Source organism: Alcanivorax sp. DSM 26293, assembly GCF_900107995.1.
Lineage (GTDB): Bacteria > Pseudomonadota > Gammaproteobacteria > Pseudomonadales > Alcanivoracaceae > Alcanivorax.
This window is the reverse complement of the sequence record NZ_FNUM01000003.1, coordinates 15,529-34,627: the sequence shown is the minus strand read 5'-3', so window position 1 is coordinate 34,627 and position 19,099 is coordinate 15,529. Positions and strand designations below refer to the sequence as shown.

The window sequence follows — 19,099 nt, the reverse complement described above, 5'->3', positions numbered from 1 at the left end:
TGCAGTGACGATGCGGATCAGAGAGCGTCGACCGGCACCAGCGGAATATTCACCCGCGACGGCATGGCCGGGGTGCTGTAGAGGGTCAGGGCGCCCAGCAGGCTGGTGAGCAGATCACGGACCGGGCTCAAGCCATGGGGCAGATCGCTGGCGCCCACACTGATGCGCAGCCTTTCACCGGCTTTGATCACGGCACTGGTGGGGAACACCTCCACGTCCGCCCGGAAGGGTTCCAGCGGTGTGATGGTGCGCTTGGACTCCGCACTGAAGGGGTGCCAGGGTTGAACCAGTTTGCCGTTCATAAAGCGGGATTGGCTGGCATCAAACGCACTCATGGACGCCATCTGAATGCCGTGGGTCAATGGCCGGGCAATGCCGTTGTTGCCGACCACGCTGACACGCACGGTGACGTTGGTATCCAGGGCGGTGGTAGAGGCCCAGATCTGTCCGGTGATGGGCCCATTGATAGCCATGTCCGCTTCCAGGGGCTCGCTGGTATAGACCGCTTCCAGCAGATTGACCACATTGTCCTGGGCGGCACAGGGCGGCAGGATCATGCCCAGAATGCCGGCGGTCCACTGGCTGGCACTGGCAGAGCAGAGACCGTTGACCGGTGTTTGCAGCAGGCTGGTCTGCTTGTTGCTGGTGGGAGCGTCCCCGCTGATCTTTCCAAACAACGGCAGACCGAACTGGCCGTGCAGGTAAAAGGTTTCCGCTTTGGCCTGGGGGTGTGGCCAGTCGGCGGCGGTGACATAGCGTTCGGCACCGGTGTAGTACTGGGTGACCGGCGGGTAGGACGGGGCGCCGGTGTCGATATCTTTCAGGTAATGGTCAAACCAGGCCAGGCGCAGGCTGTCCAGGTCCGGCACACCATCCGCGGGCAGGCCGGCACCGGATGAGCCGTCCAGGTGCTGCCAGGGACCGATCAGCAGTTTGGCGGTGGTGTGGTCCTTGAGCCCTTCATAAATCAGCGGCTCGCCGCGCTGGAAAATATCGTTTAGCCCGCCGACCACAAAGGTGGGCGCACTGATCTTGTCGATTTGCTCCAGGGGGGAGCGGATACGCCAGAACCCGGTGTCGAAGCGGTTCTCATCACCAATCAGGGCTCCGGCAATCACCGGCACCTGGAAATCCACCAGAGCACCTTCCAGGTGCTGAAGCAGGGTGGTGAGGCTGTAGGCAGGATCGCCATTCTCGAAGCCCACGGAGGTGGGGATAACGCCCAGCCCGGTGACCAGCGCCATCCACAGGGGAATAAAGCCGGCGTTGACCTGGCCCCCGGAGAACACGATGTCCCGGTAGGCGTCGCCCATGGGCACCACGGCAAAAATCGCCTGCACGGCCGGGTCTTCCTGGGCGCCGGTGAGCAGCCCGGTGATGCCCATGTAGGAGGGGCCGTTCATGCCGATCCGGCCGTTACTCCAGGGCTGTGTCTTGATGTACTCCACCAGCTCGGCCATATCGTCCTGATCCACCTGGCTGAAGGCCTGCCAGCTGCCCTCCGAGGCACCGGTGCCGCGCATATCCACATTGATATAGGCATAGCCGTGTTTCACCAGGTCCAGGTCGGCAATCAGGCTGCTGGACAGGAACTGGTTGTAGCCGGTGAAGGTGGCGATCACCGGGAAGGGGCCGTCGATGGCGTTGCCGCTGGCATCTGCCGGCAGGGTCACCGTGGCCGCCAGGCGAATGCCATCGCGCATGGTGATCAGCTGCTGGGGAAGGTTGACGGTGTTCGGGTATTCCTCATCGCGCTGGTAGGCTTCGCCCCAACTCAGATTGACGGGCGTGCCGGCATCATCGTCATTACTGTCCCCGTCACCGCCAGTGTTGCCAGTGGGGGTGTCGTCATTGGCAGGGGTGGAGGGGGTGCCGGGTGAGGCGCTGTTACCCCCGCCGCCGCCACAGCCGGTGAGTTGCAGAGAGGCGCACAACAATATTGCCAGCAGGCCCAAGGCCGGGCGTGAAGTGAAAGCAAGCATGGTTTTATCCTGATTTGTTATACATCTTTTCGCTTATCAGGATAGGAGGGGGCGGATAGCGGGTCTGTTGGCACAGCGGTGCAACTTGGTGAGACAAATCACGGGTTTTGTATCTGAGTGTAAGACGCGACTGTCGCGCCCCGGCGATGCCGGGGCGCAACCGATCAGGGTTCCAGGCGCAGCAGGGCACCATTGTTGCTGTCGGTGAGGAGATACAGGTAGCCGTCGGGTCCCTGCCGTACATCGCGGATCCGGTTGCCGGCGTCTTCCAGCAGGCGAACTTCCGAGACCGGCTTGCGGCCGTCGAAGGCCACCTTGTTCAGGTGGGTCAGCTTCAGGGCGCCATGCACGGTGTCACCCTGCCAGTCCGGGTAACGATCGCCGGTCACGAAGGCCATGCCGGAGGGGGCGATGGACGGAGTCCAGTGCAGCAGGGGCTGAGCCAGGCCATCCTGTCGGGTGTCACCGATGCTGGGTCCGTAATACTCCCGGCCATAGGTGATTTCCGGCCAGCCGTAGTTGACGCCCGCTGCCACCGCGTTGATCTCGTCCCCGCCCCGGGGGCCGTGCTCGTTGAGCCAGGGCTTGCCACTCTGCGGATGCAGGGCCAGCCCCTGGGGATTACGATGGCCCCAGCTCCAGATGGCGGCAGCCTTGCCAGGCTGGTCGGCCAACGGGTTGTCATCGGGGATGCGGCCATCGTCGTGCAGACGCAGTACGCTGCCGGCCGGGTCCGTGGTGTCCTGGGCCCGGTCCCGTTCCCCCCGGTCGCCCACGGTGACAAACAGGTAGCCGTCGTTATCAAACAGAATGCGCCCGCCAAAATGTTTGGCGGTATTGGTGCAGGCTTTTTCGGCCACGTAGATATCGCGGAAGTCTTTGAGGGTGCCCTCCCGGAAAGTGCCATAGCCCACCGCTGTGGTGCCGCCATCGTCACCGCAGGGTTTGGCATAACTCAGGTACAGGCGTTGGTTGTCGGCAAAATCCGGATGCGGCATCACATCGAACAGCCCGCCCTGGCCTTTGGCGACCACCTGCGGTACTCCGCTGACCGGATCGTCCTCCAGGGTGCCGTCCACCAGCCGGCGCAGGGTGCCGCGCCGTTCCGTGATCAGCCATTCTTTGTCTGAAACAAACGCCAATGACCAGGGGTGGTGCAGGCCATCGGTGAGTGTTGTGGTGGTAACGCTGTCATTGCTTTGCGGGGACAGGGTGGCGGCGTTGTCGGCACAGGCACTCAGGCTCAGAGCGGTGAGGGTAACGGTGATCAGTGATCGCATGACGGACTCCCTTGTTCGGACTGGCTTGAGCATGCCACGCCCGGCGTGAAGGGTGAAACATCGTCACTGGCGCTGGCGTTTATGGCTCACCATCCAGGCCAGCGCAACAGGCAGCAGAAAGACCACAAAGAAAATCGGTAACTCAGCCATAAAGGAATACCCGGCATGGACAATGCCGACGGTTATATTGATGGCCGAAGCGATAAACCAGAGCAGGGCGAAGACGGCGAGCAGGTGGTGTTGCAACCAGGGGATCAGGCGGGCGGTCAGCGCCAGTACGGCGAACAACAACAGCCCTCCGAGAATGACAGTCAGCGTATGCATGGGCGGCTCCCAGTCAAAAGAGCGGCAGGCACGTTATGTGCCCGCCTTGAGTGTGTCGCTGGCACTAGCGGGTAGTGTAGCCGCCATTGGGGAAAATTGTCTGGCCGGTGATCCACCAACCTTCCGTGGCCAGGAATTTGATGATGGGGGCGATGTCCTCGATTTTGGTCAGGTCTCCGTTCATGGCCTGTGACTTGTGGTAGGCCACCCGTTCCGGGGTTTCCTGGCCGTAAAAGAAGGGGGTGTCCATGGGGCCGGGGGCCACCGCGGAGACCGAGATACCACGCCCACCGAATTCCTTGGCGGCGGCACGGGTGAAGTGCTCTACCGGTGACTTGCCGCCGGCATAGGTGGAGTAGCCATCGGTAAAGGCGGCCAGCAGAGAGGTGAGTACAGTGACGATCTTGCCATTATCGTTCAGGTGTTTGCCCGCTTCCTTGATGAAGAAATAGGCGGACTTGGCATTGATGTCGAACATGGAGTCGTATTCTTCTTCACTGGTTTCCACGATCGGTTTGCGCAACACCTTGCCCACGGTATTGATGGCCACATCGATGCCGCCGAACTTGTCCTTGGCTTCCAGAAACAGTGCTTCCACGTTGGCCGGCCGGGTCAGATCGCCCTGGGTCATGTAGGCCTCGCCACCCAGGTCTTTCACCGCCTTGACCGTGTCTTCTGCATCGGCGCGGCTGGCATCGCTGTTGTAATGCACCACGATCTTGGCGCCTTCGCGACCGATTTGCCGGCTCAACAGGCCGCCCAGGTTCTTGGCGCCGCCAGCAATCAACACTACCTTGTCCTTGAATCCGTAATCCGTCATCAGTCTTGCTCCTGCTCGTTAAGGTGTCGACATTGTCGGCAGGCTTGGCGTGGGCATAAACCGGTGTAAGCTGACAGCATATGTCGAAAATAACGAACAATGGAAAAGCATGGACCGTCTCGAAAGAATGCATATCTTTGTCCGGGTGGTGGATTGCCTGAGTTTTACCCGGGCGGCTGAGAGCCTGGAAATACCGCGTTCCACCGTGTCCACGGCCATCAAGGAACTGGAGGCCGAGATGGGCGCGCGTCTGCTGAACCGCACCACCCGGGCCATCAAGGTTACCGAGGAGGGCCATTTTCTCTATCAGAAGGGCGTGACACTGTTGCAGGATTATGAACAGTTGCAGGGGGCATTTGTGGCCAATGATCGCCGCCCCCAAGGCAAGCTGCGCATCAATGTGCCCGGGCGTCTGGGACGACGGATTCTGGCGCCGGCGTTGCCAGCTTTCCTGGATCGTTACCCGGATATCGATATCCAGATGGGAGTCACCGACCGGGCTGTGGATCTGGTGAGCGAGGGCGTGGATTGCGTGATTCGGGTGGGGGAGCTGACGGACAGCAATCTGATTGCCCGGCCGCTGGGAAGCTTGCCGCTTTGCAATTGCGCCAGCCCGGCCTATCTGGCCCGGTATGGCCGACCGGCCACCCCAAAGGATCTGTCATCCCACCCCATTGTGGCGTTTGTGTCGTCGATGACCGGCAGGGTGGAGAGCTGGGAATATCGTCAGGGCGAGCGGCTGGAGAGTGTGCCGCTGCCGTCCCGTGTCACGGTGAATACCGCAGAAGCGCTGATCGCCTGTGCCCTGGCAGGGCTGGGGATGATACAGGTGCCGCACTATGATGTGCGCCATCATCTGGACTCTGGCCGCCTGGTCAGCGTGCTGCCGGACGCCGTGCCGCCACCCATGCCCATCACCCTGTTGTATCCGCACCGGGAACATATGACCCGACGCCTTGAAGCCTTTATTGACTGGGTCGTGCCGGTGCTCAAAGACAAGGTGCTGGGGATGGCGTAGTCAGGCTTGGCGAACTCCGGCTTATTCCCCTGAGGGTCCAGGGTAGACGCCGATGCGAGTCAGCACCTCTTCCCCCGGGAAACCATCGGCCACCAGATCATTGGCCTGTTGGTAGCGGGCGATGGCCTTGCGGGTGCCGGGGCCCATCAGGCCATCTTCTTCGCCGGCGTCAAAGCCCTGTTCGTTGAGGATGCGCTGCAGGCGGGTGACCTGCTCCCGGTCGAGGCGTGGCGCCTGCGGGGGTGCCTGTGACAGGGGGCCGGCGCCGGCGATGCGGTCCGCCAGGCGGCCAACGGCGATGGCGTAGGACTCGGAGCGGTTCCAGCCCATGATCACCCGGAAGTTGTGGTAGGCCAGAAAGGCCGGCCCATGGTGGCCCGCGGGTACGATCACCGCCGCTTCCATTTCTGCAGACGGCAGGGGCTGGCCATTGGGCAGGGTCAGGCCCAGCTCTGCCCAGTCGGCGAGGGGGCGTTTGTTGCCGAAGCCGGTGAGCTGGTAGTCGAAGCCTTTGGGCAGCCGGACTTCCCGGCCCCAGCGTGCTTCCCGTTCCCAGCCCAGTGCCTGCAGGAAATGCGCGCCGGAGGCGAGGGCGTCCTCGGTGCTGCCCCACAGATCCCGGCGACCATCGCCATCGTGATCCTGGGCGTGCTTGAGAAACACGGCCGGCATGAATTGTGTCTGGCCCATGGCGCCGGCCCAGGAGCCTTTCATCTGCGAAGCATCCACATCTCCGGCCTGCAGAATGCGCAGGGCATTGAACAGCTCGCCCTGAAAATAGTCTCCGCGACGGCCTTCGCAGGTCAGTGTCGCCAGGGCATCAAGGGTGGGGATATTGCCCAGGTAGCCGCCATAGTTGGTTTCCAGCCCCCAGAAGGCCACCAGGTAATGGCCGGGGATGCCATATTCCCGGGTCAGGGTGTCGAGCAATGGACGATGGCGGCGGTATTTCTCGCGACCTTTTTCGATCCGTTGCTCGCTGACGCGACGGGTAAAGTAGTCGGCAAAACTGCTGGTGAATTCCGGCTGGCTGCGATCCAGTTCCACCACTTTTTCATTCAGCTTCACATCATCCAGATGCTGGCTGATCACCTGGGCCGGTAGCCCGGCTTCCAGTCCGGCCTGGCGCAGTTTGCTGATACACATGGCGAAACTTTCCTGATCCAGTGCCAGGGCGGGATGGCTGAAAAACAGGAACAGGGAGATCAGGAAAAAACGGGTGGCCATGGAAACTCCGAAACCGAGGCAGGGACATCAATATCAGGCAGTTTACGACGGCCCTGCCGGGGTTTCATCGGGAGAATTGCAAAATTGCCGCCGGGTTCAGGGGGTTTCCTCCGGGGCCTCCCAGTGAATGGTCACGGTCTGTTTGCCCCACTCCCGGGCGTCGGCCCGATCGGCCATGAGAATGTCGATTTTGTCGGTCCAGCGTTTGTTCATCTTGTCGAGCACCACATAGGTGCCCAGGCCTTCCACTTCCACCTCGGTGCGATGGGTAAGGCCCTTGGGAATAAGATCACGGGATACGGCGATGGCTTTCATGCCGGGTTCCAGTTGATCGCCCCAGGCCGCAAGCCCCACATTGCCCTTCTTGGTTTCCGCTTCCGACAGGGTGTACGCAGTGGCCGTGACTTCCTGGCTTATGGTGTTGTCGCTGCAGCCGCCCGCCAGGAAACCGAGCAGACTGATGCCGAGTACGGGAAAAAAGCGTGTTTTTATCATGGGATCCCCTTTCCAGATTGACACCTTACCGTGTCAATCCGGCTGTGAAGGGGGCATGAAAATGATGTTAGGCGGGCGTTTCGTGTATTTCCCGGCGAACCCGTACGGCGGTGGAGCGGGCACGGATAATCCGCCCCCGGGCTTCACTGTGGGCGCGACTGAAGGCGGCGCCGAGCAGCAGGATCATGGAGGAGTAGTACACCCACATGAGCAGGATCACCAGCGAACCGGCGGCCCCATAGGTGGAGGCGGTGGCGGTGTGGGAAAGATAAAAGCCGATCAGGGCACGGCCAATGGCAAACAGCACGGCGGTCATCAACGCGGCAGGGGCCACGTCTTTCCAGCTCAGTACCACATCCGGTAGCAGGCGAAAGATCATCCCGAACAACAGGGCAATAACGGTAATGGAGACCATGACCTCCAGTCCCAGGGCCACGCTGGCATGGAAGGGAATCCAGTTTTCCGCGTAGACCATCAGGGTCTGTACGGCCACGTTGAGAAGCAGGGATACCAGCAACACAAAGCCCAGTGATACCACCACGGTCAGTGACAGCAAGCGGCTCTTTATCAGGGCCACCACGGTATTGCGCGAGGGCCGTGGCACCACTTCCCAGATGGCATTCATGGAGCGTTGCATCTGGGCGAACACGGTGGTGGCACCGATAATCATCACCGTCAGGCTGAGCAGCCCGGCCAGAATCCCCTGGCTGGGGGCCCGGGTATTCATGATGGCATTGCGGATTTCTTCGGTGGCGGCGGGGCCGACGGTGGCTTCCAGCTGGCCGAGAATTTCCGCCATGGCGGCTTCGCTGCTCATTACCAGGGAAATCACTTTCACCGCCAGGATGATGACAGGGGCAATGGAGAACAGGGTAAAGAACGCCAACGACCCGGCATAGCTGGCGGCGTTGGCTTCCAGCCACAGGCGCAGGGTGTTTTTGAGAATGCCGAACCAGTAGAGAAAGGTGTCTTTCATCGTTGCCACCGTCGTCCATGGGGTAGCAGGGAGTGTATCGGTTGCGGTGGTCGCTAACTACCGGTGTCTCTACGCCGCACCTGTAGGAGCGCCTCTTGAGGCGCGAATCCGAGCCTAAGCGAAGGAGCACTTCCAGAAAGCAACAATCCCTTCTGGAGCGATTGGCCGCTATGCTGACTCTTCCGCGTTCACACGCGGGTTCGCGCCTCAAGAGGCGCTCCTACAGGTGCTACGTAGTGTTGCCTTAATGCAGCTTCAACCTCGGCCGTACCAGCTTGTTGAAGCGCCCGGCGATCAGCAGCATGATCGTTCGCGGCCAGCCGTACAGGGCGGCCTGGTGCATGCGATACAGGCTGATGTACATCATCCGCGCCAGCCAGCCTTCCACAAAGAAGTTGCCGCCTTTCAGGTTGCCCATCAGCATGCCCACGGAGCTGTAATTGGACAGCGATACCAGCGAGCCATGGTCCTTGTACTGGAACGGTCGGGGTTCGCGTTTCATGATCAGCTGCTGAAGACTGCGGGCGGTGTGCTGGGCCATCTGCTGGGCGGATTGGGCCCGTGGCGGGATGGGCCGCTCTTCCCCTTCCGGGATCAGGAACGCCGCATCGCCGATGATGAAGATATTCTTGTGGCCCTTGGCCTGCAGGGTTGGCTCCACTTCCACCTGATTGATGCGATTGGTGGTCAGGCCTTCAATCTGGCCCAGCCAGTCCGGGCATTTCACCCCGGCCGCCCATACCAGCAGGTCCGCCTTGATGGGATCGCCTTCCTTGGGCACCAGGGCGTCGGGGGTGGCTTCGGCCACCATGACGCCGGTGCGTACCTTGACACCCAGGGACTCCAGACGCTGGGTGGCGGTGGCGGACACCCGCTCGCTGAGCACCGGCAGAATCCGCGGTGCGGCTTCGATCACGTCCACCTGCAGGTGTTTGCGATCCAGTTTTTCGTGGCCGTAGAAGTTGAGCATGGATACCGCATGGTGCAGTTCTGCGGCCAGCTCCACGCCGGTGGCACCGCCACCCACAATGGCCACGGAGACCGGCTTGCCTTCGTAGTTGGCGTGCAGGCAGGCGTTCAGGAAGCGCTCGCGAAAGCGTTCCGCCTGGGCGCGGCTGTCCATGAACAGGCAGTTTTCGCGCACCCCGGGGGTGCCGAAATCGTTGCTCTGACTGCCAGTGGCCAGCACCAGATAATCGTAGGGCAGTTGCCGTTCCGGCAGGACTTCCGAGCCGTGGTTGTCATGGAGGGGGGCCAGCGTCAGGGTCTGGGCCTGCACGTCCACCCGGGTCATGGTGCCCGGCTCGAAGCGATAATGGTTCAGCTGGGCGTGGGCGCGGTAGTCCACCGCATCCAGGTCCGCATCGATGGCGCCGGTGGCGACTTCGTGAAAACGCGGTTTCCAGACATGGATGCTGGAGGAATCCACCAGGGTCACGTCCGCGTGGCCGTATTTGCCGAGCTTGCGGCCCAGGCGGGTCACCAGGGGCAGGCCGCCGGCGCCACCGCCGACGACAACAATTCTGGGTTTGCTCATTGGGGCTCCTGTTGGGCTAACCCATTGGGGTTGCCAGTCAATCATATCCACCTTGGCGGTGAACAGGTCCGGGTTAAAGGAGTCACGGAGTGCCGCTTGCGGACTCAGTGGCTCATCAATGAGGCAGAGCCCTTGTGGGGCAGGGAACGATGACGGCTGTCATGGTTCCGGAGGTGCAGTCTAGCCTTTGTGGTAAACAAGTCCAGACCAGGTGTTTCCTTTTTGCCTTCCCGGGTGGGCGGGTCTGCCCACCGGGCGGCAATGAAAAAGCCCGCCGGTGGCGGGCTTTTTCAGTGATCCTTGCGGATCAGGCCTTGGGGCCAGCGGCGCGGATCTCGTCGGACACGTCCGCGTACTTCTCGGCAAAGTTCTTCTCGAACTGTTCCGCCAGATCGCGGGCGCGGGCCTCGTAGTTTTCCGGGTTGGCCCAGGTGTTCTTGGGCTGCAGCAGCTTGTTGTCCACCCCGGGAACGTTCTTTGGCACGTCCAGGTTGATGATATCCAGGTGCTCGGTTTCCGCATTGTCCAGCTCACCGGACAGGATCGCGTTCACGACGCCACGGGTGGTGGGGATGCTGAAACGCTCACCTTCGCCGTAGGGGCCACCGGTCCAGCCGGTGTTCACCAGGTAGACGGTAGAGCCGAATTCTTCCATGCGCTTGATCAGCAGCTCGGCGTACTCGCCGGCACGACGGGGGAAGAAGGGGGCGCCGAAGCAGGTGGAGAAGGTGCTCTTGATGCCGCCACCGGAACCCATTTCGGTGGAGCCCACCAGGGCGGTGTAGCCGCTCAGGAAGTGGTAGGCCGCCGCTTCCTTGGACAGCTTGGACACCGGAGGCAGAACACCGGTCAGGTCGCAGGTCAGGAAGATGATGTGCTTGGGCTCGCCAGCGCGGTTGGCTTCCACTTTTTTGTCGATGTTTTCCAGCGGGTAGGCGGCACGGGTGTTCTGGGTCAGGGACACGTCGGTGTAGTCGGCGGTGCGGGTCTCGTCATTGATGATGACGTTTTCCAGGACCGCGCCGAACTTGATGGCGTCCCAGATCACCGGCTCGTTCTTCTGGCTCAGGTCGATGCACTTGGCGTAGCAGCCGCCTTCGATGTTGAAGACCACGTCCTTGCCCCAGCCGTGCTCGTCGTCACCGATCAGGTAACGGGCCGGGTCGGCGGACAGGGTGGTTTTGCCGGTGCCGGACAGGCCGAAGAACAGGGCCACGTCGCCGTCTTCGCCCACGTTGGCGGAGCAGTGCATGGGCAGCACGTCTTTTTCCGGCAGCAGGAAGTTCTGCACGGAGAACATGGCTTTCTTCATTTCACCGGCGTAACGCATGCCGGCGATAAGGATCTTGCGCTGGGCGAAGTTGAGGATCACGCAGCCATCGGAGTTGGTGCCGTCACGCTCCGGCTCGCACTGGAAGTGCGGGGCATGCAGGATCTGCCACTCTTCCTTGCTGCGCGGGTTGTACTTCTCCGGGCGGATGAACATGGTGTTGGCGAACAGGTTGTGCCACGCGGTCTGCGCGGTCACTTTTACGGCCAGGTAATGATCGGTATCTGCGCCCACATGCAGGTGGGAAACAAAGGCATCGGCGTCGGCCACGGCAACGCTGACACGATCCCACAGGGCATCGAACTTGTCGGCGGGGAAGGCGCGGTTGATGGCACCCCAGTGGATGTGCTCGCTGGTGCTGGGCTCGTCAACGATGTAGCGGTCCATGGGGGAGCGGCCGGTGCGATGACCGGTTTCCACTACCAGGGCGCCGGTGTCGGACAGGCGGCCTTCGTTGCGCTGAACTGCCAGCTCTACCAGCTGGGCCGGGCTGAGGTCGTTATAAACAATCGGGTCGGTCATGGTCATTCCTGGGCTTGTGGCCGTGCCGTTTCAGCGTGTATGGGCGCCGAAACTCTGGTTCGCATTGCGGATAACAGTGCCGGTCTCGTGCCCGTTACTGCCACCGGGCAAGACCAAAAGGGACCGGGGGATGGAACCTCCAGTCAGCACAGGCGCGCGATTATGCCAGAAAAGGAAATCAGTGGCGATTCCCCCTTGGACCGGGTGGTCACGGCAACACGGCCAAGTTGGCAGTTGATAGTGGACAGTTGACAGCGTCGCTGTCCGGCGCATCAGGTTTTGAAGTGCAAGAGGCCGCGCCCAAACCTTGAGCGCGGCCTCTTGCGGTGAAATGTGTGCCACGGCTAGCCCGCGTAGCTGTCAACTGTCCACTTTCAACTGACAACTTCTTTAATCATCTCCGCCAGATCCACCGCATCGAAGCGCTCCTGGTTGCGGCAGAAATCGCAGGTCAGGGTCACTTCCCCGTCCTCGTCGAGCAGCATCTGCAACTCGTTGCTGCCCAGGGAGATCAGTGCATTCCGGTTGCGGTCCCGGGAGCAGGTGCAGCCGAATTGCAGGGCCTGGGCCTCGGGGAGTTGCGGCGGGGTGTCGTGGAACAGGCGGTGAAGGATGGTCTGGTCGTCCAGGTTGAGCAGCTCTTCCATTTTCAGGGTGCCAGCGAGGGCTTCCAGGTGCTCCCACATCTGCGCGTTGGCGTCGCTGCTGGCCAGCTGGTTGGGCAGTCGCTGCAGCAGCAGGCCGGCGGCCCGGTTGTTGCCGCTGGCCAGCCAAAGACGGGTGGGGAGCTGCTCTGACTGGCGGAAGTAGGCTTCCAGGCACTGGGCCAGGGAGTCACCGGCCAGCGGAACAATGCCCTGGTACTGTTTGCCCTGGTCCGGGGTGATGGTGATCACCATGTTGCCGTCACCGATCAGGGTCTGGATGTCACCCTGGCTCCAGTCCTGGCCGTCACTGTGACGGGCCAGGGCGCGCAGCTCACCCTCATTGGTGCATTCGGCCAGCAGCAGGGATACCGGGCCCTTGCCCTGGGCCTGCAATGCCAGACGTCCCTTGAATTTCAGGGTGCTGGCCAGCAGGGCCACGGCGGCCACGGCTTCGCCGATCAGCCCCTGTACCGCCAGGGGGTAGTTATGCCCTTCAATAATACGGGTGATACTGCTTTCTACCTGCACCAGTTCGCCGCGGATATCGGAGTCGGGAAAGAGAAAGCGTTGTTTGTGGTCTTGCATGGTTAAGTCCTGACAGCTGTCGGTGCCTTTAATAGTCGCTCTATTAATGGGGGCGCCCTGGCGGTTATTCCAGGTTGTCTCTCTTGAAACGCTGGATATCCCGGCGCTCCTTCTTGCTGGGCTTGTGGTCCGGTGCGGCGGTGGCGGCCCGAGCCAGTTTGCGCTGTTCGCTGCTCTGTTCCCGCCGCTGGCGGCTTTGTTCGGTTTCCTGATAAAGGGTCTGGGCCACGCTGGCGGGGCCGCGTTTGCTGCTCAAGCCTTCGACGACGACCTCGAAATGTTCCGTGCCCTTGGTAATGGCAATGGTCTGTCCGGGCTGCACATTCTTGCTGGGTTTGGCCTTGCTGCCATCGATCTGGATCTTGCCGCCTTCGATAGCGGCCTTGGCCAGGCTGCGGGTCTTGAAGAAACGGGCCGCCCACAGCCAGGAGTCGATGCGAACGCTCTCGCTCATGGCATTCCTCTCAAGGTAAAACCTGCAGAAAATCATCGATGGCCGGGAAGGGGTCGGTGTGATCCCGCTTTGGCAGGCTGGAATCCGGGTGCAGGATACTCACCGGCTGACCGATGCCATAGAGCTGGGCGCTATGCAGTACCGGCAGGGAGTCATCCACCAGCAAGGCACGGGCCGGGTCGAAGGGCAGGTGGCGCTGCAAATGTTGCCAGAACGCCTGGGCTTCCTTGGCATGGCCATAGTCGTGGCTGGAGACGATCTCATCGAAATAGCGGTCGATGCCGGTACGCTCCACCTTTAAATCCAGGGCATCGCGATGGGCATTGGTGACCATGATGACCTGTTTGTCGGACTCCTTCAGGGCCTGCAGAAAGGTGTCTGCGCCGGGGCGGATGGCGATACGATCGCCGGCTTGCCGTTTCAACCGGGCGATTTCCAGGCCCAGTTCCGCGGTCCAGAAGTCCAGGCAGTACCAGTTCAGGGTGCCCAGATGGCTGGTGATCCAGTCGTGGATAATGCGGTCGGCCTCGGCCCGGTCCAGCCCCTGTTGCCGGGCGTAGCACTCGGGCACATGTTTTTGCCAGAACCAGTTGTCGAACTCCAGGTCCAGCAGGGTGCCGTCCATATCCAGTAACACGGTGTCGACAGAATGCCAGTCAATCATGAATTTCCTGCGTATTCGGGTTAGTCTTCGGCCTCTACATGAACCTGCATGCCGCGAGAGCTGTTACCAATTATGGATGAGAAACCGGAGATTCTCGACACCCGACTGGTGGCGAAAAGCCGGCTGTTCGGAATTGAAGAGCTGCACCTGCGTTTTCGCAACGGGGTAGAGCGCACCTATGAACGCCTGCGTACCCCGCCCATTGCCGCCGTGATGATGGTGCCGTTACTGGACGACGACACGGTAGTGATGATCCGTGAATATGGCGCCGGCACGGAAAGTTACGAGCTGACCCTGCCCAAGGGGGCCTACGAACATGGCGAAGACTGGCGGGATGCCGCCAACCGGGAATTAAAGGAAGAAGCCGGTTATGGTGCTCGTCGACTCACCCTGATGAAGGACATGACATTGTCGCCCGGCTATATGGGGCACCGTATCAAGGTGGTGCTGGCCGAAGACCTGTACGAAGAATCCCTGCCGGGGGACGAACCGGAAGAGCTGGAAGTGCTCACCTGGAAACTGTCGGATCTGGACCGCTTGATCGAGCGGGACGATGTGACAGAAGCTCGGGTGATTGCAGCGCTGCTGATGGCCAAGCGGCTGCTGGAGAAAAGATAGTTGCAAGTTGAAAGTTTAAAGTTGAAAAGCGCGGGTGAGGGCTGGGCCATCCGATATATGCCTCGTCCGCGTTTCACATTCCTGGTTCAGCAGCGCGAAGCACCAACCCCGCCATCAATGATGGGCTGTCTTCGCGCTTTTGAACTTTAAACTTTGAACTTTCAACTCCACCCAGAATTCAACATAGAGAAATGGAAGAACCGATGACCGACCTTAATACCCTGCTGGACCCGCTCGCCGAGATTGCCCGTGAAGCGGGTGATGCCATTCTGACGGTGTACGAGCGTGACGACCTGGGGGTGGAAACCAAGGATGACAAGTCGCCGATTACGGAAGCGGATATGGCGGCGCACAAGATCATTGAAGCGCGCCTGCAGGCGCTGACGCCGGAGATTCCGGTGTTCTCTGAAGAATCCGGCGGTATTGCCTATGCCGAGCGCAAGGACTGGCCCCGTTTCTGGCTGGTGGACCCGCTGGATGGCACCAAGGAGTTCATCAAGCGCAACGGCGAGTTCACCGTGAACATTGCCCTGGTGGAGGGGGATACCCCGGTACTGGGTGTGGTTCATGTGCCGGTAACGGCGGTGACCTATCTGGGTGGCCGCGGTGTCGGTGCCTTTAAAGAGGAAAAGGGCGAGCGCAAGCCGATCCAGTGCCGGGCCCGCACCACGCCGGTGGTGATGGTGGCCAGCCGCAGTCACGGCGGGGAAGCGGTGGAAAAACTGGAAGCCTTTATCCGCCAGGAAGTGGGCGAGGTGGAGCGGGCCTCCATGGGGTCGTCACTGAAGCTGTGTCTGGTGGCGGAAGGCAGTGCGGACATTTATCCGCGCCTGGCGCCCACCAGCGAATGGGATACGGCCGCCGCCCACGCAGTGGTGACCGCTGCCGGTGGCGTTGTGGTCAATACCGTCTTTGAGCCATTGCAGTACAACAAGGAAGACATTCTCAATCCGCACTTCCTGGTGTTGGGACAGAGCATCGAGGAGTGGCGCTTTATCGCCCCGGCGATCGCCGGGTAAGGGCTGGGATCATTATCGAAATTGCCGGAAACGTCGGGCTCTGTACCGTGCGGGTGGGTGGTGCGATAACCGGAGTATCGAGTGGCGAGAAACGAGTTTCGAAGATCAAATTGCTTAAACTCGGAAAGGCAGGTTTTCGCTTCTCGTTCCTCGTATCGCGCAACGGCTTTTCGCGCCGCGAGCGACGCTCCCAAAGTGGGTGTGGACAGGTTGGCGATACGGCAAACCAATAAGGAGTTTCCATGAGCACAATGCGTGAACTGCGATTTGTCAGCGATGGCCAGTCCTGCCGCGGGGATCTTTATCTGCCTGAAGGCGACGGTCCCTTCCTGACTGTGGTCATGGGCCACGGTTTTGGTCTTACCAAGGACTGTGGACTGGCGCCATTCCGGGATGCTTTTTTGAGCGCCGGCCATGCGGTGTTTCTGTTCGACTACCGGCACTTCGGTGAGAGTGAGGGCATGCCCCGCCAAGTGTTGTTGCCCAACCGGGAAGTGGCGGACTGGCAGGCAGCGCTGGCCTGTGTGCGTAAGCAAGAGGACGTGGACAACCAGCGTATCGTGTTGTGGGGAACGTCTTTTGCCGGTGGTTTGGTTACGGCCGTGGCGGCCCGGGAGCCGGATGTGGCCGGTATCATTGCCCAGTGTCCGATGATGGATGGTCTGGCCTCGGTGATGGAGGTAATGCGTTATGCGGGGGCAGGGCAGGCCATGAAAATGACGGGCCTGGGCCTCTGGGATGTGGCCAGCAGCATGCTGGGTCTCGGACCGCGCATGTTGCCGTCTGCCGGCAAGCCCGGTGAGTTGGCCGCCATGTCCAGTCATGATGCCTACGACGGCTATACCGCGCTGATGCCGGCGGGGGTTCCCAATGAAGTGGCTGCCCGCATTGGACTGGTTCTGCCCATGTTCCGGCCAGTGACCCAGGCGGCAAAGGTGACTTGCCCGGCGTTGGTGCTGATCTGTGAGACGGACACCGTGGCGCCGGCGTCCGCCGCCGAAAAGGCTGCTGCCGCCATGGCGAACGCGACAGTGAAGCGTTACCCGGTGGGCCATTTCGATATCTATCAGGGTGAGGCCCGGGATATCAGCCTGGCGGATCAGTTGGAATTTCTTCAGGGCCTGTAGGGCAGGCAAGTTGCAAGTTTCAAGTTGCAACGCGAATTAGTGCCGCGGCTCACCGTAACGCATGAGGCCGCGCCCATTGATTGGAGCGCGGCCTCGTGTTTTTAAAATCAAGGATAAGTTTATGGCGCGTTGCAGCTTGAAGCTTGCAACTTGCCACTCTTAAAACGGCAGCAAGGCCATCAGATCCAGCGTCAGTTGATCGGCGGCCACCATGGCGCCGGTGGCAATCATGCTCAGGTTGATACAGGGCAGGATCAGACCAATGGCGAAAAGGTTGACCATGCCGGGCTGGCGGATGCGGCCGCTCCATAGCAGCAGGCTGATAATCACGGCGCAGGAAATCGGTATCCACAGCCAGGAGTGTGAGGCGAACATGTCCCCGAAGGCAGTCAGATCAATCATGCCGGTACCCTTATAATTATAGTGTTTCATCCATCCCCATGTGCGCCGTTCCCCTATGGCGCGCAGGCAGTATGCAGAAGTGAGCAGCGCAGCAATGTGTATGACATCACAAATTGGTGATGGCACGATGATATTGGGTCTTCCGTACCACTTTATTATGAAAATCGGAGAGTAGAGGCGCTCCCGTCATCGGCATTGCGGTTCTGCCAGCAAACCGGTGTCATGGAAAGTAAACCCGCTGTTTATGCTGCCTGAGCCAGCCCGCCCGTCTCTAGCGGCACTTTTCCCCGTCTCCAGGGCCAATTAACGGCCTGTTTTGGCCTTTTCTCATACCCGCCAGTACGGCTATTCTGTCCGCCAGTTAACCGTGCCATTGATGGATGTCAATGTTTTGCACTGCCGAGACCAGGCAGCCGAAGGGCTGGAGGTAAAAGAAAATGTCTAATAACCACGTTGATGTACTGATTATCGGTGCCGGCCTTTCCGGTATCGGGGCAGCTTGCCATCTGACCCGCAAGAGCCCGAATCGCAGCTATGCCATTCTGGAACGTCGCGAACGCATTGGTGGCACCTGGGACCTGTTCAAGTACCCGGGCATCCGTTCTGATTCCGACATGTTCACCCTGGGCTACAGCTTCCGTCCCTGGACCGATCCCAAGGTGCTGGCGGATGGCCCTTCCATTCGTCAGTACGTGGAAGACACGGCGGACGAATATGACGTCAAGAAGCACATCCGCTTCGGTCGCAAGGTGGTCAAGGCGAACTGGTCCAGTGATGACAATCAATGGGTCGTGGAAACCACCAATGAGAAAACCGGTGAGCAGGAAACCTTTACCGCGAACTTCCTGTTCTCCTGCAGTGGTTATTACAACTACGACGAAGGCTACAAACCGGATTTCCCCGGCGAAAAAGACTTCAAGGGCCAGATTGTTCATCCGCAGCACTGGCCGGAAAATCTGCAGTACAAGGGCAAGAAGGTGGTCGTTATTGGTTCCGGTGCCACCGCCGTAACGCTGGTGCCTGCCATGGCCAAAGAAGGGGCAGAGGTGACCATGCTGCAGCGGTCGCCCACCTATATTGCCACCGTGCCGGAAGTGGACCCGATTTCCGTGGGTATGCGCCGTTTCTTGCCGGATATGCTGGTCTACAAACTGTCCCGTGCCCGGAATATCGGTCTGCAGCGCCTGGTGTACAAGCTGTCCAAGCAGCGTCCCAAACTGGTCCGTCGCGCCTTGCTGGCGGCGGCCAAACGCCAGCTTGGCGATGATGTGGATATGACACATTTCCGCCCCAACTATAACCCCTGGGATCAGCGTCTGTGTGCGGTGCCCAATGGCGACTTGTTCAAGACCGTGCGTCGGGGTGAGGCCGATATCGTTACCGATCATATCGAGCGTTTCACCGAGAACGGTATTCTGCTCAAGTCCGGTCAGGAGCTGGAGGCGGACATCATCATCACCGCCACCGGGCTGAATGTTCAGATGCTGGGTGGCGTGGAAGGTACCATCGATGGCAAGGCCGTAGAGCCTCGCGAATCACTGGTCTACAAGGGCATGATGCTGCGTGATGTGCCGAACATGGCGCTGGTATTCGGCTATACCAATTCCTCCTGGACCCTGAAAGCGGATCTGGTTTGCGAGTATGTGTGTCGCCTGCTGAACCACATGGAAAAAACCGGCGCCACAACGGTGATCCCGCGAGACAAGGATAATTGCATTACTGAAGAGAACTTCCTGGGTCTGGAGTCCGGCTATGTCATGCGTGCCGATGATCGTCTGCCACGGCAGGGTTCCAAGCAGCCCTGGATGGTAGTGCAAAACTATCTGGTGGACCTGCCCAAGCTGCGCTATGGCGCCATTGACGACGGTGTGCTGGAGTTCAGCAACTACCAGCCGGTGAAGAAGAAGGGCTTGGTGGCATCCCTGCTGGGGGCGTGATTGACCTTTGCCATTTTCATGCTGAAAGTGGCAAAAGGGTTCCTCCCTTCATAACCTAAAACACAAGAGGCCGCGCCCGGAACACGGGCGCGGCCTCTTGCGTTTTACCCAACAGCAATACTCATTGCTCAGTGC

At 60.5% G+C, this 19,099-nt stretch carries 18 protein-coding genes; 5 read left to right on the top strand and 13 right to left on the bottom strand.

The genetic code is table 11. The features are described 5' to 3' along the window. Positions 1–17: 17 nt before the first annotated feature. From C4S63_RS06515 to C4S63_RS06500, 4 genes are all read right to left on the bottom strand, one after another. The gene (locus C4S63_RS06515; protein ID WP_103917084.1) at positions 18–1,982 is read right to left on the bottom strand and encodes a CocE/NonD family hydrolase; all 1,965 of its coding nucleotides are present in this window, start codon (positions 1,980–1,982) and stop codon (positions 18–20) included. Between the two features lie 164 nt (positions 1,983–2,146). After that, positions 2,147–3,262 carry a PQQ-dependent sugar dehydrogenase gene (locus tag C4S63_RS06510; RefSeq protein WP_103917083.1) on the bottom strand — a complete coding sequence of 372 codons (1,116 nt, stop codon included), beginning with the start codon at positions 3,260–3,262 and terminating at the stop codon, positions 2,147–2,149. 63 nt (positions 3,263–3,325) lie between these two features. Continuing rightward, positions 3,326–3,586: a hypothetical protein gene (locus C4S63_RS06505; RefSeq protein ID WP_103917082.1), complete on the bottom strand. Its 261-nt coding sequence runs from the start codon at positions 3,584–3,586 to the stop codon at positions 3,326–3,328. A 64-nt stretch (positions 3,587–3,650) separates the two neighbouring features. Continuing rightward, positions 3,651–4,406, bottom strand: a complete 756-nt coding sequence (locus tag C4S63_RS06500) for an SDR family oxidoreductase (protein WP_103917081.1) — start codon at positions 4,404–4,406, stop codon at positions 3,651–3,653. A 109-nt stretch (positions 4,407–4,515) separates the two neighbouring features. Between C4S63_RS06500 and C4S63_RS06495 the strand changes: the two genes are divergently transcribed. Next, the gene (locus C4S63_RS06495) at positions 4,516–5,424 is read left to right on the top strand and encodes a LysR family transcriptional regulator (RefSeq protein WP_103917080.1); all 909 of its coding nucleotides are present in this window, start codon (positions 4,516–4,518) and stop codon (positions 5,422–5,424) included. 21 nt (positions 5,425–5,445) lie between these two features. On the opposite strand, the gene C4S63_RS06490 is transcribed toward C4S63_RS06495, so the two are convergent. The 8 genes from C4S63_RS06490 to yrfG all read right to left on the bottom strand — a co-directional run bounded on the left by C4S63_RS06490 (position 5,446) and on the right by yrfG (position 13,861). Further along, positions 5,446–6,651, bottom strand: a complete 1,206-nt coding sequence (locus C4S63_RS06490) for a lytic murein transglycosylase (RefSeq protein WP_103917079.1) — start codon at positions 6,649–6,651, stop codon at positions 5,446–5,448. A gap of 96 nt (positions 6,652–6,747) precedes the next feature. Then, a complete protein-coding gene (locus tag C4S63_RS06485) occupies positions 6,748–7,146 on the bottom strand; it encodes a 3D domain-containing protein (protein WP_103917078.1) in 399 nt (132 codons plus the stop codon). A 67-nt stretch (positions 7,147–7,213) separates the two neighbouring features. Continuing rightward, complete coding sequence (locus C4S63_RS06480; RefSeq protein ID WP_062815413.1) at positions 7,214–8,122, bottom strand: YihY/virulence factor BrkB family protein; 909 nt, start codon at positions 8,120–8,122, stop codon at positions 7,214–7,216. A 244-nt stretch (positions 8,123–8,366) separates the two neighbouring features. Beyond that, a complete protein-coding gene (locus C4S63_RS06475) occupies positions 8,367–9,659 on the bottom strand; it encodes an NAD(P)/FAD-dependent oxidoreductase (protein WP_062815414.1) in 1,293 nt (430 codons plus the stop codon). Positions 9,660–9,966: 307 nt separating this feature from the next. Then, positions 9,967–11,511 carry a phosphoenolpyruvate carboxykinase gene (locus C4S63_RS06470; protein WP_062815415.1) on the bottom strand — a complete coding sequence of 515 codons (1,545 nt, stop codon included), beginning with the start codon at positions 11,509–11,511 and terminating at the stop codon, positions 9,967–9,969. A 374-nt stretch (positions 11,512–11,885) separates the two neighbouring features. Beyond that, positions 11,886–12,743: an Hsp33 family molecular chaperone HslO gene (hslO, locus tag C4S63_RS06465; protein ID WP_103917077.1), complete on the bottom strand. Its 858-nt coding sequence runs from the start codon at positions 12,741–12,743 to the stop codon at positions 11,886–11,888. A 64-nt stretch (positions 12,744–12,807) separates the two neighbouring features. Beyond that, on the bottom strand, positions 12,808–13,197 hold the full coding sequence (locus tag C4S63_RS06460) for an RNA-binding S4 domain-containing protein (protein ID WP_103917076.1): 390 nt from the start codon (positions 13,195–13,197) through the stop codon (positions 12,808–12,810). A gap of 10 nt (positions 13,198–13,207) precedes the next feature. Continuing rightward, positions 13,208–13,861 carry a GMP/IMP nucleotidase gene (gene yrfG, locus C4S63_RS06455; protein WP_062815418.1) on the bottom strand — a complete coding sequence of 218 codons (654 nt, stop codon included), beginning with the start codon at positions 13,859–13,861 and terminating at the stop codon, positions 13,208–13,210. Between the two features lie 72 nt (positions 13,862–13,933). Between yrfG and nudE the strand changes: the two genes are divergently transcribed. The 3 genes from nudE (at position 13,934) to C4S63_RS06440 (ending at position 16,625) form a co-directional block, all read left to right on the top strand. Continuing rightward, positions 13,934–14,479: an ADP compounds hydrolase NudE gene (nudE, locus tag C4S63_RS06450; RefSeq protein ID WP_103917300.1), complete on the top strand. Its 546-nt coding sequence runs from the start codon at positions 13,934–13,936 to the stop codon at positions 14,477–14,479. A gap of 203 nt (positions 14,480–14,682) precedes the next feature. Then, on the top strand, positions 14,683–15,498 hold the full coding sequence (cysQ, locus tag C4S63_RS06445) for a 3'(2'),5'-bisphosphate nucleotidase CysQ (protein ID WP_062815419.1): 816 nt from the start codon (positions 14,683–14,685) through the stop codon (positions 15,496–15,498). Between the two features lie 242 nt (positions 15,499–15,740). Next, positions 15,741–16,625 (top strand): alpha/beta hydrolase, encoded by an 885-nt coding sequence (locus tag C4S63_RS06440; RefSeq protein ID WP_103917074.1) that lies wholly within the window; start codon positions 15,741–15,743, stop codon positions 16,623–16,625. Between the two features lie 159 nt (positions 16,626–16,784). Here the strand turns inward: C4S63_RS06440 and C4S63_RS06435 are convergent, their stop codons facing one another. Then, the gene (locus tag C4S63_RS06435; protein ID WP_146063361.1) at positions 16,785–17,027 is read right to left on the bottom strand and encodes a hypothetical protein; all 243 of its coding nucleotides are present in this window, start codon (positions 17,025–17,027) and stop codon (positions 16,785–16,787) included. Between the two features lie 437 nt (positions 17,028–17,464). On the opposite strand from C4S63_RS06435, the gene C4S63_RS06430 reads away from it, so the two are divergent. Next, on the top strand, positions 17,465–18,964 hold the full coding sequence (locus tag C4S63_RS06430) for an NAD(P)/FAD-dependent oxidoreductase (protein ID WP_103917072.1): 1,500 nt from the start codon (positions 17,465–17,467) through the stop codon (positions 18,962–18,964). The last annotated feature ends 135 nt before the right edge of the window (positions 18,965–19,099 follow it).